12 protein-coding genes are annotated in these 16405 nt (G+C 51.6%); 11 read left to right on the top strand and 1 reads right to left on the bottom strand.

Going from position 1 to position 16405, the window contains the following annotated elements:
- The first annotated feature begins 23 nt into the window (after positions 1-23).
- The 6 genes from msbA (at position 24) to EFER_RS05400 (ending at position 6048) form a co-directional block, all read left to right on the top strand.
- Complete coding sequence (gene msbA / locus EFER_RS05375; protein ID WP_000551253.1) at positions 24-1772, top strand: lipid A ABC transporter ATP-binding protein/permease MsbA; 1749 nt, start codon at positions 24-26, stop codon at positions 1770-1772.
- Positions 1769-2755 (top strand): tetraacyldisaccharide 4'-kinase, encoded by a 987-nt coding sequence (lpxK, locus tag EFER_RS05380; protein ID WP_000572825.1) that lies wholly within the window; start codon positions 1769-1771, stop codon positions 2753-2755. Before msbA ends, lpxK begins: the two co-directional genes overlap by 4 nt.
- Positions 2756-2791: 36 nt before the next feature.
- Entirely contained in the window at positions 2792-4024 is a 1233-nt protein-coding gene (locus tag EFER_RS05385) for a winged helix-turn-helix domain-containing protein (protein WP_000058083.1), read from the top strand.
- 52 nt (positions 4025-4076) lie between these two features.
- Complete coding sequence (gene ycaR, locus EFER_RS05390) at positions 4077-4259, top strand: protein YcaR (protein WP_000350053.1); 183 nt, start codon at positions 4077-4079, stop codon at positions 4257-4259.
- A complete protein-coding gene (gene kdsB / locus EFER_RS05395; protein WP_000011564.1) occupies positions 4256-5002 on the top strand; it encodes a 3-deoxy-manno-octulosonate cytidylyltransferase in 747 nt (248 codons plus the stop codon). Before ycaR ends, kdsB begins: the two co-directional genes overlap by 4 nt.
- 152 nt (positions 5003-5154) lie before the next feature.
- Positions 5155-6048 carry a YcbJ family phosphotransferase gene (locus EFER_RS05400; RefSeq protein WP_000436940.1) on the top strand — a complete coding sequence of 298 codons (894 nt, stop codon included), beginning with the start codon at positions 5155-5157 and terminating at the stop codon, positions 6046-6048.
- Here EFER_RS05400 and elyC read toward each other — a convergent pair.
- Positions 6025-6804, bottom strand: coding sequence for an envelope biogenesis factor ElyC (gene elyC / locus EFER_RS05405; protein WP_000899542.1), 780 nt, complete (start codon positions 6802-6804; stop codon positions 6025-6027). The genes EFER_RS05400 and elyC overlap by 24 nt on opposite strands.
- Positions 6805-6939: 135 nt before the next feature.
- Here elyC and cmoM point away from each other — a divergent pair, with 135 nt between their 5' ends.
- The 5 genes from cmoM (at position 6940) to ldtD (ending at position 16279) form a co-directional block, all read left to right on the top strand.
- Positions 6940-7725, top strand: coding sequence for a tRNA uridine 5-oxyacetic acid(34) methyltransferase CmoM (gene cmoM, locus EFER_RS05410; protein ID WP_015953313.1), 786 nt, complete (start codon positions 6940-6942; stop codon positions 7723-7725).
- Entirely contained in the window at positions 7722-9044 is a 1323-nt protein-coding gene (mukF, locus tag EFER_RS05415; protein ID WP_001288847.1) for a chromosome partition protein MukF, read from the top strand. The genes cmoM and mukF overlap by 4 nt, the downstream gene beginning before the upstream one ends.
- Positions 9025-9729: a chromosome partition protein MukE gene (mukE, locus tag EFER_RS05420; protein WP_024256410.1), complete on the top strand. Its 705-nt coding sequence runs from the start codon at positions 9025-9027 to the stop codon at positions 9727-9729. Before mukF ends, mukE begins: the two co-directional genes overlap by 20 nt.
- On the top strand, positions 9729-14189 hold the full coding sequence (gene mukB, locus EFER_RS05425; RefSeq protein ID WP_000572699.1) for a chromosome partition protein MukB: 4461 nt from the start codon (positions 9729-9731) through the stop codon (positions 14187-14189). The genes mukE and mukB overlap by 1 nt, the downstream gene beginning before the upstream one ends.
- A gap of 242 nt (positions 14190-14431) precedes the next feature.
- Positions 14432-16279 (top strand): L,D-transpeptidase, encoded by a 1848-nt coding sequence (gene ldtD, locus EFER_RS05430; RefSeq protein ID WP_000926112.1) that lies wholly within the window; start codon positions 14432-14434, stop codon positions 16277-16279.
- The last annotated feature ends 126 nt before the right edge of the window (positions 16280-16405 follow it).

A 16405-nucleotide genomic window follows, 5' to 3' on the forward strand; every position in this document is an offset into this window, starting at 1 on the left:
TTCAACAAATGCTGGTTTTTTGAATGCATAACGACAAAGATCTCTCTACGTGGCAGACATTCCGCCGACTGTGGCCAACCATTGCGCCTTTTAAAGCGGGTCTGATCGTGGCGGGCATAGCGTTAATCCTCAACGCAGCCAGCGATACCTTTATGTTATCGCTGCTTAAGCCGCTGCTGGATGATGGCTTCGGTAAAACTGATCGCTCCGTACTGGTATGGATGCCACTGGTGGTGATCGGACTGATGATTTTACGTGGTATCACCAGCTATATCTCCAGCTACTGTATCTCCTGGGTTTCCGGCAAAGTGGTTATGACCATGCGTCGCCGTCTGTTCGGACATATGATGGGGATGCCCGTTTCATTTTTTGATAAACAATCTACCGGGACGTTGCTCTCTCGTATCACTTATGATTCTGAGCAGGTAGCGTCATCATCTTCTGGTGCACTGATTACTGTTGTACGCGAAGGCGCATCTATCATTGGTCTGTTTGCCATGATGTTCTATTACAGCTGGCAGTTGTCGATCATTTTGATTGTGCTGGCTCCGATTGTCTCGATTGCGATTCGTGTTGTGTCGAAACGCTTTCGTAGCATCAGCAAAAATATGCAGAACACCATGGGGCAGGTGACAACCAGCGCAGAACAGATGCTGAAAGGTCACAAAGAAGTGCTGATTTTTGGTGGCCAGGAAGTAGAAACGAAGCGTTTTGATAAAGTCAGCAACAAAATGCGTTTGCAAGGGATGAAGATGGTGTCTGCCTCTTCCATTTCTGATCCGATCATTCAGCTGATCGCATCTCTGGCACTCGCTTTTGTTCTCTATGCTGCAAGTTTCCCAAGTGTGATGGACAGCCTGACGGCAGGTACCATCACTGTCGTCTTCTCTTCAATGATTGCGTTGATGCGTCCGTTGAAGTCGCTGACTAACGTCAACGCTCAGTTCCAGCGCGGTATGGCGGCTTGTCAGACGCTGTTTACTATCCTCGATAGTGAACAAGAAAAAGACGAAGGTAAACGTGAGATTGAGCGCGCGACCGGTGATATTGAATTCCGTAATGTAACCTTTACTTATCCTGGGCGTGATGTACCTGCATTACGTAACATCAACCTTAAAATCCCGGCAGGTAAAACGGTTGCACTGGTTGGGCGTTCTGGTTCGGGCAAATCCACTATCGCCAGCCTGATAACACGCTTCTATGACATTGACGAAGGTGAGATCCTGATGGATGGCCATGACCTGCGTGAATACAAACTGGCCTCGTTGCGTAATCAGGTTGCGTTAGTTTCCCAGAATGTGCATCTGTTTAATGACACGGTTGCCAACAATATTGCATATGCGCGAACAGAGCATTACAGCCGGGAGCAGATCGAAGAAGCGGCCCGTATGGCCTACGCTATGGACTTTATCAACAAAATGGACAATGGCCTTGATACTGTGATTGGTGAAAACGGTGTACTGCTTTCCGGGGGGCAGCGTCAACGTATCGCCATTGCACGAGCCTTACTGCGTGACAGTCCGATCCTGATTCTCGACGAAGCAACGTCGGCACTCGATACTGAATCCGAACGAGCTATTCAGGCAGCACTGGATGAACTGCAGAAAAACCGCACCTCACTGGTTATTGCCCACCGTTTGTCTACCATTGAGCAGGCCGATGAAATTGTTGTGGTAGAAGATGGTGTAATTGTTGAACGCGGTACGCATAGTGATTTGCTGGCGCATCGTGGTGTCTATGCGCAACTGCATAAAATGCAATTTGGCCAATGATTGAGCGCATCTGGTCCGGTGAATCGCCCTTGTGGCGGTTGTTATTACCACTCTCCTGGTTGTATGGCCTGGTGAGTGGTCTGATTCGCCTGTGCTATAAATTAGGATTAAAGCGTGCCTGGCGCGCGCCTGTTCCTGTGGTGGTGGTGGGGAATCTTACCGCGGGTGGTAATGGTAAAACGCCAGTTGTTATTTGGCTGGTAGAGCAACTGCAACAACGTGGCGTTCGGGTCGGTGTGGTGTCTCGCGGTTACGGTGGTAAAGCTGAGTCATATCCACTTTTGCTTAGTGACGATACTACTACCGCACAAGCTGGCGATGAGCCAGTACTGATTTATCAGCGTACAGGTGCTCCTGTTGCCGTTTCACCTGTTCGCAGCGATGCAGTAAAAGCGATTCTGACACAACATCCTGATATGCAGATTATCGTAACCGACGATGGGCTTCAGCATTATCGACTGGCGCGTGATGTTGAAGTTGTGGTGATTGATGGTGTACGTCGCTTCGGTAATGGCTGGTGGTTACCAGCCGGACCAATGCGAGAGCGTGCCGGGCGGTTAAAAACTGTAGATACTGTGATCGTTAACGGTGGTGTACCACGCAGCGGTGAAATCCCAATGCATCTTGCTCCAGGGCAGGCTGTTAATTTACGTACTGGCACCCGCTGCGATATAGCCAAACTTACGCATGTCGTTGCAATGGCTGGAATAGGGCACCCGCCGCGCTTTTTCGCCACGCTGAAAATGTGCGGCGTTAACCCGGAAAAATGTGTACCGTTGGCCGATCACCAGTCACTTACGCACTCAGATGTTTGCGCATTGTTGAACAGTGGGCAAACATTGGTCATGACCGAAAAAGATGCCGTAAAATGTCGTGCATTTGCGGAAGATAATTGGTGGTATCTCCCAGTAGATGCCCGATTTGCGGGGCATGAACCAGAGCAACTTCTTGCAAAACTTATTTCGCTGGCTTCAGGTGAATAGTAACGCTGTGGCGGCACTTGATTGACGAGGTCATAAATGTCGCTGCAGCACCTTACCCTTACAGATGCCCGTAATCTCCATCTTGCTGCGCAGGGGATGCTAAAAAAACCTCGTCGTCGTGCGCAACCAGCCGATATTCCAGCGATCATTTCACGCATGTCTTTGCTGCAAATCGACACTATCAATGTTGTTGCTCGTAGTCCTTATCTGGTGCTTTTCAGCCGCCTTGGTCAGTACCAACCAGAGTGGCTGGATGAATCCCTTCTAAATGGCGAACTGATGGAATACTGGGCCCATGAGGCTTGTTTTCTGCCTCGCAGTGATTTTCATTTAATTCGCCACCGCATGCTTATGCCTGAAAAGATGGGCTGGAAATACAAAGATACCTGGATGAAAGCGCATGTGGCGGAGATTGAGCAATTAATCCAGCATATTCAGTTGAATGGCCCCGTACGTGCTGCTGATTTTGAACATCCGCAAAAAGGAACGACCGGCTGGTGGGAATGGAAACCGCATAAACGCCATCTTGAAGGGCTATTTACAGCAGGCAAAGTCATGGTGGTTGAAAGGCGTAAATTTCAGCGAGTATATGATTTAACAGATCGCGTTATGCCACATTGGGATGATGAACGTGATCTCCTTTCTCAGGAAGAGGCGGAGCTGCTTATGCTGGACAATAGTGCAAGGAGCCTTGGGATTTTCCGGGAACAATGGTTGGCAGACTATTACCGCCTGAAACGCCCAAACATTAAGATGTGGCGAGAAATAAGAGCAGAACAGCAGCAAATTATCCCGGTGAGTGTCGAGCATTTAGGCCCAATGTGGCTACATGCTGAAATGCGGCCTCTTCTTGAGTTAGTAGGAGCTGGCAAGCTCGTCGCGACCCATAGTGCGGTCCTTTCCCCCTTTGATCCTGTCGTTTGGGATCGTAAGAGAGCTGAACAACTTTTTGATTTTAGCTATCGCCTTGAGTGCTACACACCAGCCACGAAACGTCACTATGGTTATTTCGTGCTACCTTTGCTGCATCGCGGACAACTGGTAGGACGAATGGACGCCAAAATGCATCGCAAGAACGGGGTATTGGACGTTATCTCACTGTATTTGCAGGAAGGCGTCAAATCTGGGGCAATATTACAAAAAGGCGTGCATCAGGCTATTTCTGATTTTGCACGGTGGCAGTTGGCGAATCGCATTACACTCGGAAATTGCCCACGAGATTTGTTCGCTGATTGCCGTCAGGGTTGGGAAATAGACCCTGCCTCGTAATTGAATATGGTAAGATTTGTAAATTCACTTTTCGATCTCCTCCGGAGGAATAATGGATCATCGTCTGCTTGAAATCATCGCCTGCCCGGTTTGCAACGGCAAACTTTGGTATAACCAGGAAAAACAAGAACTCATATGCAAACTGGATAAACTGGCGTTTCCATTACGTGACGGCATTCCAGTTTTGCTGGAAACAGAAGCTCGGGTACTCACCAGCGAGGAGAGCCAATCATGAGTTTCGTGGTGATTATCCCGGCGCGTTTTGCCTCTACTCGCTTGCCAGGTAAACCGCTGCTGGATATCAATGGGAAGCCAATGATTGTGCATGTACTGGAACGTGCGCGTGAATCAGGAGCAGAGCGTATCATTGTGGCTACTGACCATGAAGATGTCGCTCGTGCTGTTGAAGCAGCTGGCGGTGAAGTTTGTATGACGCGAGCTGATCATCAATCGGGTACTGAACGGCTGGCTGAAGTTGTCGAAAAATGTGGATTCAGCGACGATACGGTCATCGTCAATGTTCAGGGCGATGAGCCGATGATACCTGCGGTTATTATTCGTCAGGTGGCAGAGAACCTTGCTCAACGCCAGGTGGGAATGGCAACGCTGGCAGCTCCTGTTCATAGCGCGGAAGAAGCATTTAATCCAAATGTGGTAAAAGTCGTTCTTGATTCTGAAGGGTATGCGCTGTATTTCTCTCGTGCCACCATTCCGTGGGATCGCGACCGTTTTGCCAAAGGTCTGGAAACTGTTGGCGATAACTTCCTGCGTCATCTGGGAATTTATGGATACCGTGCTGGTTTTATCCGCCGTTATGTTAACTGGCAGCCAAGTCCACTGGAGCATATTGAGATGCTCGAACAGCTTCGAGTGCTGTGGTATGGCGAAAAGATTCATGTTGCCGTTGCTGAACAAGTGCCGGGAACAGGCGTAGATACCGCTGAAGATCTGGAACGTGTACGCGCTGAAATGCGCTAACACCTGCTACGACACTCCGCTTAATTATGAGAGGAGTGTCGAACCCTTACGAATTTCCTTAATTTATCCTTTCGATAATTGATCTCATTCATGTGACATATTTCTTTCTGGCGCTCATTATAAAAGCAGTAGCTTTTATGAGGGTTATCTGAATGGAACAGCTGCGTGCCGAATTAAGCCATTTACTAGGCGAAAGATTGAGTCGTATAGAGTGTGTGAATGAAAAAGCAGACACAACTCTGTGGTCATTGTATGACAGTCAGGGAAACCCGGTGCCGTTAATGGCGCGAAGCTTTTCGACAACCGGCGTCGCACGCCAACTTGCCTGGAAGACTACCATGTTGGCTCGCGGCGGCACTGTTCGTATGCCAACTATCTATGGCGTGATGACTCACGAAGACCATCCAGGGCCGGATGTTCTGTTACTGGAGCGCCTGGAGGGCGTTTCAGTCGAAGCTCCCGCACGAACTCCAGAGCGTTGGCAACAATTAAAAGATCAGATTGTTGAAGGGTTACTGGCCTGGCATCGCCAGGATAGCCGTGGTTGCGTTGGTGCCGTGGATAATACTCAGGAAAATATCTGGCCCTCATGGTATCGCCAGCGAATTGACACGCTGTGGACTACCCTGGGGCAGTTCAGTAATACCGGGCTTACCATGCAGGATAAACGGATATTATTTCGGACACGTGAATGTTTACCGGCATTATTCGAAGGCTTTAACGACAATTGTGTGCTGATTCATGGTAACTTCTGTTTACGCAGTATGCTAAAAGATTCCCGTAGCGATCAGCTTTTGGCGATGGTCGGCCCAGGATTAATGCTCTGGGCACCCCGAGAATATGAATTATTTCGTCTGATGGATAATCCAATGGCTGAAGATTTACTCTGGTGTTATTTGCAACACGCGCCAGTGGCGGAGTCGTTCATCTGGCGGCGTTGGTTGTATGTGTTATGGGATGAAGTTGCGCAACTGGTTAATACCGGACGATTTAGTCGGCGCAACTTCGATCTGGCATCAAAATCACTCTTGCCGTGGCTCGCCTGACGAACCTTTCAACCACTGCCAGATGCGGCCAAGCGTTTCATAGCCAACACGATCGCTATGCATTAACCAGACTGGAGAAGGGATTGCTCGTTCCCACGGATTAAGCGGCGAGTCGATGGCCAACTGGTTCGCCGGGGCTGGCAGCGGATTTAACCCTTCCTGCTGAAAAAAGATCATCGCGCGCGGCAGATGTGATGCGGAGGTTACCAGCAGGAAAGGGGCGTCACCAATCGCCTGTTTTACTGCCGCAGCTTCTTCTTCGGTATCTTTTGGCAAATCCAGGGTGATAATTTGCTCGCGAGGGACACCCAGCGATTGCGCAACTCTTGCACCTACTTCGGCTGTACTCACCGTATTGGTTTTTGCTACGCCTCCCGTGAAGATCAGTTTTGATCCCGGATTTTCGCGCCATAAGCGGATACCTTCATTCAGGCGTGGCAGACTGTTATTGATTAAATTCGAGCTCGGTGCCCACTGTGGGTTCCAGGTATACCCACCTCCGAGCACCACGATATAGTCCACTTTTTGCGAATTATTCCATGTCGGATAGGTGCTTTCGATGGGACGCAGCAGGCGATCGGCTACCGGTTGCAAACTCAATAACAAGAGCGCCAGCCACCCAATGCTAATAAAAATCTTCCCGGTTTTTTGAAAACGGCTAAACCACAGCAGCGCCAGGCCAGCGCCAATAATCAACAACATCAGCGGAAGTGGCAGCAGCATACCGCCAATCACTTTTTTCAGTGTAAAAAGCATCCTTTCTGGTTCCTTTTTTGACCATATAGCAAGGGATCGCCAGCGATATTACACCAGACGGGTTCATTCTCGCCGTGGCTGTGACAAAATAGCGTCTTTATCAGAAAACGTCTTAGCCAACCGGTGGAGAAAGCAATGCAGGATCGCAATTTTGATGATATTGCGGAAAAGTTTTCCCGTAACATTTACGGCACCACCAAAGGGCAGCTTCGACAGGCTATTCTGTGGCAGGACCTCGATCGCGTGCTGGCGGAAATGGGCTCGCAAAAACTGCGTGTGCTGGATGCTGGCGGTGGAGAAGGGCAGACCGCAATCAAAATGGCCGAGCTTGGGCATCAGGTTATTTTATGCGATCTTTCTGCGCAGATGATCGACCGCGCAAAACAGGCGGCAGAAGCAAAAGGTGTGAGCGACAACATGCAATTTATACATTGCGCCGCTCAGGATGTTGCTTCGCATTTGGAAACGCCCGTTGATCTGATATTGTTCCATGCGGTGCTCGAGTGGGTGGCCGATCCCCGCAGCGTATTGCAGACCCTGTGGTCAGTGTTGCGTCCAGGCGGTGTGTTGTCGTTAATGTTCTACAATGCGCACGGCTTGCTGATGCATAACATGGTCGCCGGGAATTTTGATTACGTGCAGGCGGGAATGCCGAAAAAGAAAAAACGGACGCTTTCGCCAGATTATCCACGCGACCCGGCGCAGGTTTATCTGTGGCTGGAAGAAGCTGGTTGGCAAATTATGGGTAAGACAGGCGTTCGCGTGTTTCATGATTATCTGCGAGAGAAGCACCAGCAGCGCGACTGCTATGAAGCATTACTTGAATTAGAAACGCGTTATTGCCGTCAGGAACCGTATATTACCCTGGGGCGTTATATTCATGTCACCGCGCGCAAACCGCAGAGCAAGGATAAAGTATGAGTGAATTTTCCCAGACAGTCCCCGAACTGGTTGCCTGGGCCAGAAAAAATGACTTCTCCATCTCGCTGCCGGTAGACCGACTCTCTTTTCTGCTGGCGGTTGCCACGCTGAACGGCGAGCGTCTGGATGGTGAGATGAGCGAAGGCGAGCTGGTGGATGCATTCCGCCATGTGAGTGATGCGTTTGAGCAAACCAGCGAAACCATCGGCGTGCGCGCCAACAACGCGATCAACGACATGGTTCGTCAACGTCTGCTGAACCGCTTTACCAGCGAGCAGGCTGAAGGGAACGCAATTTACCGTCTGACGCCGCTTGGCATCGGTATTACCGATTACTACATCCGTCAACGCGAGTTTTCTACGTTGCGCCTTTCTATGCAGTTGTCGATTGTGGCGGGTGAGCTTAAACGCGCAGCAGATGCCGCCGAAGAGGGCGGTGATGAATTTCACTGGCACCGTAATGTCTATGCGCCACTGAAATATTCGGTAGCAGAAATTTTCGACAGCATCGACCTGACGCAACGTCTGATGGACGAACAGCAGCAGCAGGTGAAAGATGATATCGCCCAGTTGCTGAACAAAGACTGGCGGGCGGCGATTTCCAGCTGCGAATTGTTGCTTTCGGAAACTTCCGGAACGCTGCGTGAATTGCAGGATACGCTGGAAGCGGCAGGTGATAAATTGCAGGCTAATCTGTTACGCATTCAGGATGCGACGATGACTCATGACGACCTGCATTTTGTCGATCGTCTGGTGTTCGATCTGCAGAGCAAACTCGACCGTATTATCAGTTGGGGCCAGCAATCCATCGACTTGTGGATTGGCTACGACCGCCACGTACACAAATTTATTCGTACTGCGATCGATATGGATAAAAACCGCGTCTTTGCTCAGCGGTTACGTCAGTCGGTTCAAACCTATTTTGATGAGCCGTGGGCGCTAACTTATGCCAATGCCGATCGTCTGCTGGATATGCGTGACGAAGAGATGGCACTGCGCGATGAAGAAGTGACTGGGGAACTTCCTGAGGATCTGGAGTACGAAGAGTTTAATGAGATCCGCGAACAGCTGGCGGCGATCATCGAAGAACAACTTGCCGTGTACAAAACCAGACAAGTGCCGCTGGATCTTGGTCTGGTGGTACGCGAATATCTGGCGCAGTATCCGCGTGCGCGTCACTTTGACGTTGCGCGTATTGTTATTGATCAGGCGGTACGCCTTGGCGTAGCGCAAGCAGATTTCACCGGACTGCCAGCGAAATGGCAGCCGATTAATGATTACGGAGCCAAGGTACAGGCGCATGTCATCGACAAATATTGAACAAGTGATGCCGGTTAAGCTGGCGCAGGCACTGGCGAATCCGTTATTTCCGGCGCTGGATAGCGCCTTACGTTCAGGCCGTCATATTGGCCTTGACGAACTGGATAATCATGCATTCCTGATGGATTTTCAGGAATATCTGGAAGAGTTTTACGCGCGTTATAACGTTGAGCTTATTCGCGCACCGGAGGGGTTCTTCTATTTACGCCCACGTTCCACCACGCTGATCCCACGTTCCGTCTTGTCAGAACTGGATATGATGGTCGGGAAAATCCTCTGTTATCTCTATCTCAGTCCGGAACGGCTGGCGAATGAGGGGATTTTCACCCAGCAGGAATTGTACGACGAACTGCTCACCCTGGCCGATGAAGCAAAATTACTGAAACTGGTGAACAATCGTTCTACTGGTTCAGACGTTGACCGGCAGAAGTTGCAGGAAAAAGTACGCTCTTCGCTAAACCGTCTGCGTCGCTTAGGCATGGTGTGGTTTATGGGCCATGACAGCAGTAAGTTCCGCATTACCGAATCGGTGTTCCGCTTCGGAGCCGATGTGCGTGCTGGCGACGATCCCCGTGAAGCACAGCGTCGCCTGATTCGTGATGGCGAAGCAATGCCGATTGAAAATCATCTGCAACTCAACGATGAAACCCAAGAGAATCAGCCAGATAGCGGAGAGGAAGAATAATGATTGAACGCGGTAAATTTCGCTCACTGACGCTGATTAACTGGAACGGTTTTTTTGCTCGCACCTTTGACCTGGATGAGCTGGTCACGACGCTTTCCGGCGGTAACGGTGCGGGTAAATCCACCACGATGGCGGCGTTTGTGACGGCGCTCATTCCCGACCTGACCCTGCTGCATTTCCGTAACACCACGGAGGCCGGGGCCACCAGCGGTTCGCGCGATAAAGGTCTGCACGGTAAGCTGAAAGCGGGTGTCTGTTATTCGATGCTCGACACCATTAACTCGCGCCACCAGCGCGTGGTGGTCGGTGTGCGTCTGCAACAGGTTGCCGGGCGCGATCGTAAAGTTGATATCAAACCATTTGCCATTCAGGGCTTGCCGATGTCGGTGCAGCCGACACAACTGGTGACCGAAACCCTGAATGAACGTCAGGCGCGCGTGCTCCCGCTTAACGAGCTGAAAGACAAGCTCGAGGCGATGGAAGGCGTGCAGTTTAAACAGTTCAACTCCATTACCGATTACCACTCGCTGATGTTCGATCTGGGCATCATCGCACGTCGTCTGCGCTCAGCGTCTGATCGTAGTAAATTCTATCGTCTGATTGAAGCTTCGCTGTATGGCGGGATCTCCAGCGCCATTACCCGTTCTCTGCGCGACTACCTGTTGCCAGAAAATAGCGGTGTGCGTAAAGCGTTCCAGGACATGGAAGCGGCGCTGCGTGAAAACCGTATGACGCTGGAAGCGATTCGTGTTACCCAGTCTGACCGTGACTTGTTCAAGCATCTGATCAGCGAAGCTACCAACTACGTGGCGGCGGACTACATGCGCCACGCCAACGAGCGCCGTGTTCACCTGGATAAAGCGCTGGAGTTTCGTCGTGAGCTTCACACTTCGCGTCAGCAACTGGCGGCTGAGCAGTACAAACACGTCGATATGGCGCGTGAACTGGCAGAGCACAACGGTGCCGAAGGCGATCTGGAAGCGGATTATCAGGCGGCCAGCGATCACCTGAACCTGGTGCAAACCGCACTGCGTCAGCAGGAAAAGATTGAACGCTACGAAGCGGATCTCGATGAGTTGCAGGTCCGCCTGGAAGAGCAAAACGAAGTGGTGGCAGAAGCCATCGAGCGCCAGGAAGAGAACGAGGCTCGTGCGGAAGCTGCCGAGCTGGAAGTGGACGAGCTGAAAAGCCAGCTTGCTGACTACCAGCAGGCGCTGGACGTCCAGCAAACGCGCGCTATCCAGTACAACCAGGCGATTGCTGCGCTTAATCGTGCCAAAGAACTGTGCCATCTGCCGGACTTAACCGCCGACAGCGCCGCCGAATGGCTGGAAACCTTCCAGGCGAAAGAACTGGAAGCGACTGAAAAAATGCTCTCTCTTGAGCAGAAAATGAGCATGGCGCAAACCGCGCACAGCCAGTTTGAACAGGCTTATCAGCTGGTGGTGGCAATCAACGGCCCGCTGGCGCGTAACGAGGCGTGGGATGTCGCCCGCGAACTATTGCGCGAAGGGGTCGATCAGCGTCACCTGGCAGAGCAGGTTCAGCCGTTGCGGATGCGCTTAAGCGAACTGGAACAGCGTCTGCGCGAGCAGCAAGAAGCTGAGCGTCTGTTGGCAGATTTCTGCAAACGTCAGGGCAAGAATTTTGATATCGACGAACTGGAAGCCCTGCATCAGGAGCTGGAAGCGCGCATTGCCTCTCTTTCCGACAGTGTTTCTAACGCCCGCGAAGAGCGTATGGCACTGCGTCAGGAGCAGGAACAGCTGCAGTCTCGCATTCAGAGTTTGATGCAGCGTGCGCCGGTTTGGCTGGCCGCGCAAAACAGTCTCAACCAGTTGAGCGAACAGTGCGGTGAAGCGTTCTCCTCCAGCCAGGACGTCACCGAATATCTGCAACAGTTGCTTGAGCGTGAGCGCGAAGCGATTGTTGAACGTGACGAAGTTGGCGCACGCAAAAACGCCGTCGATGAAGAGATCGAACGTTTAAGCCAGCCAGGTGGTTCTGAAGACCAGCGTCTGAATGCGCTGGCGGAGCGTTTTGGCGGCGTGCTGCTGTCAGAAATTTATGACGATGTTAGCCTGGAAGATGCGCCGTACTTCTCGGCGCTGTATGGCCCGTCACGCCACGCCATCGTGGTGCCAGATCTGTCACAGGTAACCGAACACCTGGAAGGCTTGACCGATTGCCCGGAAGATCTCTATCTGATCGAAGGGGATCCGCAGTCATTCGATGACAGCGTGTTCAGCGTTGATGAGCTGGAAAAAGCGGTAGTGGTGAAAATCGCCGATCGTCAGTGGCGTTATTCACGTTTCCCGGAAGTGCCGCTGTTTGGACGCGCGGCGCGCGAAAGCCGTATCGAAAGCCTCCATGCCGAGCGTGAAGTGCTTTCCGAACGCTTCGCCACGCTCTCCTTTGATGTACAGAAAACCCAGCGTCTGCATCAGGCGTTCAGCCGCTTTATCGGCAGCCATCTGGCGGTGGCGTTTGAGTCTGATCCGGAAGCAGAAATCCGTCAACTGAACAGCCGTCGCGTCGAACTGGAGCGGGCGTTGAGTAATCATGAAAATGATAACCAGCAGCAGCGTATTCAGTTTGAGCAGGCGAAAGAGGGTGTTACGGCGCTGAACCGCATTCTGCCGCGTCTCAATTTGTTGGCTGATGACAGCCTGGCGGATCGCGTCGATGAAATCCGCGAACGTCTGGATGAAGCCCAGGAAGCCGCACGTTTTGTTCAGCAGTTTGGCAATCAACTGGCGAAACTGGAACCGATCGTTTCGGTATTGCAGAGCGACCCGGAACAGTTCGAACAGTTAAAAGAAGATTACGCGTACTCTCAGCAGATGCAGCGCGATGCCCGTCAGCAGGCGTTTGCCCTGACGGAAGTGGTGCAGCGTCGTGCGCACTTTAGCTACTCTGACTCGGCAGAAATGCTTAGCGGTAACAGCGATCTCAACGAAAAACTGCGTGAACGTCTGGAACAGGCGGAAGCGGAGCGTACCCGCGCTCGTGAAGCGTTGCGCGGACACGCCGCGCAGTTAAGTCAGTACAATCAGGTACTGGCTTCGCTGAAAAGTTCGTATGACACCAAAAAAGAGCTACTCAACGATCTGCAACGTGAATTGCAGGATATCGGCGTGCGTGCTGATAGCGGGGCAGAAGAGCGGGCGCGTATTCGCCGTGATGAGTTACATGCGCAGCTGAGCAATAACCGTTCACGTCGCAACCAACTGGAAAAAGCGCTTACCTTCTGCGAAGCGGAGATGGACAACCTGACCCGCAAACTGCGCAAGCTGGAGCGTGATTACTTTGAGATGCGCGAGCAGGTAGTGACCGCGAAAGCGGGCTGGTGTGCAGTGATGCGCATGGTGAAAGATAACGGCGTTGAGCGCCGCTTACACCGTCGTGAGCTGGCTTATCTCTCCGCTGATGATTTGCGTTCCATGTCGGATAAGGCGTTGGGTGCGTTGCGTCTCGCGGTAGCGGATAACGAACATCTGCGCGACGTGCTGCGTTTGTCAGAAGATCCAAAACGTCCGGAGCGTAAAATTCAGTTCTTCGTGGCGGTTTATCAGCATCTGCGTGAACGTATTCGTCAGGATATTATTCGTACCGATGATCCGGTTGAAGCTATCGAGCAGATGGAGATCGAACTTAGCCGTCTGACTGAAGAGTTAACGTCCCGCGAACAGAAACTGGCGATCAGTTCCCGCAGCGTGGCGAACATCATCCGTAAAACCATTCAGCGCGAGCAGAACCGTATCCGTATGCTCAACCAGGGCTTGCAGAACGTATCGTTCGGTCAGGTGAACAGCGTGCGCCTCAACGTGAACGTGCGTGAAACGCACGCCATGCTGCTGGATGTGCTCTCTGAACAGCACGAACAACATCAGGATCTGTTTAACAGCAACCGTCTGACCTTCTCGGAAGCGCTGGCGAAACTGTATCAGCGCCTTAATCCGCAGATTGATATGGGGCAGCGCACGCCGCAGACCATCGGTGAAGAACTGCTGGATTACCGCAACTATCTTGAAATGGAAGTTGAGGTTAACCGTGGTTCCGATGGCTGGTTGCGCGCGGAGTCTGGTGCATTGTCGACCGGTGAGGCTATTGGTACCGGTATGTCGATTCTGGTGATGGTGGTACAGAGTTGGGAAGATGAATCTCGCCGCTTGCGCGGTAAAGATATCTCGCCTTGCCGTCTGCTGTTCCTTGATGAAGCAGCGCGACTGGATGCCCGTTCCATTGCCACGCTGTTTGAATTGTGTGAGCGTTTGCAAATGCAGCTCATCATCGCAGCGCCGGAAAATATCAGCCCGGAAAAAGGCACCACCTATAAACTGGTGCGTAAAGTCTTCCAGAATACCGAACACGTTCACGTAGTCGGTCTGCGTGGTTTTACACCGCAACTCCCTGAAACGCTTCCAGGCACGGTGGATGCGCCTTCTGAAGCAAGCTAAATCCCCAGGCGGCTGCAAAGCCGCCTTCTTCTTTTCCGAAAAGTCTCATCAAATGATGCAATTTCCTTAAACTTCTTTACATTAGGTCGGGCAAAAACATTTCGGTGTTTATATACTTATAAGAAGCCTGACGAGTGATTCAGGCTTACTCGTCATACTTCGTGTAGTACTGGCTTATGTGGATCGCCAACCGAACAAGCGATTCGGCTGTTTCTGAGTATGATTACAACAGGGGGCAAGGGATGTTGCTTAATACAATACGTGGTCGTCGGCTGTCGGCAATGAGTTTATGCCTGGCCGTAACATTCGCTCCACTGTTTAGTGCGCAGGCCGATGAGCCTGAAATGATCCCAGGTGACAGCACAATTGCTATTACCGAACAGGGAGATGTCCAGCCGCAGGCGCAAGCCACGGCGATGATGGCGGGGCTTCAACCGCTACCAGAAGGTGCGGCGGAGAAAGCCCGTACACAAATCGAATCTCAATTACCCGCAGACTATAAGCCGGTTTATCGCAACCAGCTTGAGTTGTTATATGCTGCGCGTGATATGCAGCCGATGTGGGAAAACCGTGAAGCGGTGAAAGCCTTTCAGCAACAACTGGCTGAAGTGGCAATAGCAGGATTTCAGCCACAATTTAACAAGTGGGTGGAGCTACTGACGAATCCTGAAGTGAAAGGGATAGCACGTGATGTTGTGCTCTCGGATGCGATGATGGGGTATCTCCATTTTACCGCGAATATTCCGGTAAAAGGCACGCGCTGGCTTTACAGTAGCAAACCATATGCTTTAGCGACGCCGCCTCTGTCGGTGATAAATCAGTGGCAGGTAGCACTGGATAACGGGCAATTGCCCGCATTCGTTGCAGGTCTGGCACCAAAACATCCGCAATATACTGCAATGCATGAATCACTGTTGACCTTGTTGGCTGACACCAAACCGTGGCCACAGCTCACGGGGAAAACAACGCTGCGCCCCGGTCAGTGGAGTAACGACGTACCGGCATTGCGAGAGATATTGCAGCGTACAGGTATGCTGGAAGGTGGCCCGAAGATAGCATTGCCAGGAGATGAAACCCCAGCAGAGGCTGTGGTAAGTCCATCGGCGGTGGCTGTTGAAACGTCAGAGACAAAACCGTTAGACAAACAAACCGAACCACGCAAAAAAGCAGCTCCTGCAGTTCGGGCCGCCTATGATAAGGAGCTGGTGGAGGCCGTTAAGCGTTTTCAGGCGTGGCAAGGATTGGGCGCAGATGGTGCAATTGGACCGGCAACACGTGACTGGTTGAATGTCACTCCTGCACAACGTGCGGGTGTCCTGGCGCTTAATATTCAGCGATTGCGCTTACTGCCCGCAGAACTTTCTACCGGTATCATGGTTAACATCCCGGCTTATTCGTTGGTTTATTACCAGGATGGCAATCAGGTGCTGGACTCGCGGGTAATTGTTGGTCGTCCTGACCGCAAAACGCCGATGATGAGCAGTGCCCTTAACAATGTGGTAGTGAACCCACCGTGGAACGTACCGCCAACACTGGCACGCAAAGATATTCTGCCAAAAGTGCGTAATGATCCCGGTTACCTTGAAAGCCATGGTTACACAGTAATGCGTGGCTGGAACAGTAAAGAGGCCATTGATCCATGGCAAGTTGACTGGTCAACAATTACAGCCTCGAATCTGCCGTTCCGTTTCCAGCAAGCGCCCGGCGCACGCAATTCACTGGGGCGTTATAAATTCAACATGCCAAGTACAGATGCTATTTATCTGCATGACACGCCTAACCACAATCTGTTCAAACGGGATACCCGGGCACTCAGTTCCGGTTGTGTGCGGGTAAATAAGGCATCTGAACTGGCGAATATGCTGTTGCAGGATGCTGGCTGGAATGACAAACGTATCTCCGATGCGCTTAAGCAAGGTGATACCCGATATGTCAACATCCGTCAGACCATCCCGGTTAATCTTTACTATCTGACGGCATTCGTGGGAGCTGATGGACGCACCCAATATCGTACAGATATTTACAATTATGATCTGCCTGCGCGATCCAGCTCGCAAATTGTCTCAAAAGCGGAACAATTAATCAGGTAAATGAAGTAGTTCGGGAAAATTAGTTGTCGTAATAATTAGCATGATTGGGGGCGATTCTCTGTAGCCCCCGTCACTGCTGGGGGAGAGTCGCCTTGACGTCAGCTTTACTGGCGGATAAGGTACCTC

This window comes from Escherichia fergusonii ATCC 35469, from assembly GCF_000026225.1.
Lineage (GTDB): Bacteria > Pseudomonadota > Gammaproteobacteria > Enterobacterales > Enterobacteriaceae > Escherichia > Escherichia fergusonii.

Coding starts and splice junctions, on each gene's coding strand:
- msbA (WP_000551253.1), top strand. CDS start 24: ATGCATAACGACAAAGATCTCTCTACGTGGCAGACATTCCGCCGACTG.
- lpxK (WP_000572825.1), top strand. CDS start 1,769: ATGATTGAGCGCATCTGGTCCGGTGAATCGCCCTTGTGGCGGTTGTTA.
- EFER_RS05385 (WP_000058083.1), top strand. CDS start 2,792: ATGTCGCTGCAGCACCTTACCCTTACAGATGCCCGTAATCTCCATCTT.
- ycaR (WP_000350053.1), top strand. CDS start 4,077: ATGGATCATCGTCTGCTTGAAATCATCGCCTGCCCGGTTTGCAACGGC.
- kdsB (WP_000011564.1), top strand. CDS start 4,256: ATGAGTTTCGTGGTGATTATCCCGGCGCGTTTTGCCTCTACTCGCTTG.
- EFER_RS05400 (WP_000436940.1), top strand. CDS start 5,155: ATGGAACAGCTGCGTGCCGAATTAAGCCATTTACTAGGCGAAAGATTG.
- elyC (WP_000899542.1), bottom strand. CDS start 6,804: ATGCTTTTTACACTGAAAAAAGTGATTGGCGGTATGCTGCTGCCACTT.
- cmoM (WP_015953313.1), top strand. CDS start 6,940: ATGCAGGATCGCAATTTTGATGATATTGCGGAAAAGTTTTCCCGTAAC.
- mukF (WP_001288847.1), top strand. CDS start 7,722: ATGAGTGAATTTTCCCAGACAGTCCCCGAACTGGTTGCCTGGGCCAGA.
- mukE (WP_024256410.1), top strand. CDS start 9,025: ATGTCATCGACAAATATTGAACAAGTGATGCCGGTTAAGCTGGCGCAG.
- mukB (WP_000572699.1), top strand. CDS start 9,729: ATGATTGAACGCGGTAAATTTCGCTCACTGACGCTGATTAACTGGAAC.
- ldtD (WP_000926112.1), top strand. CDS start 14,432: ATGTTGCTTAATACAATACGTGGTCGTCGGCTGTCGGCAATGAGTTTA.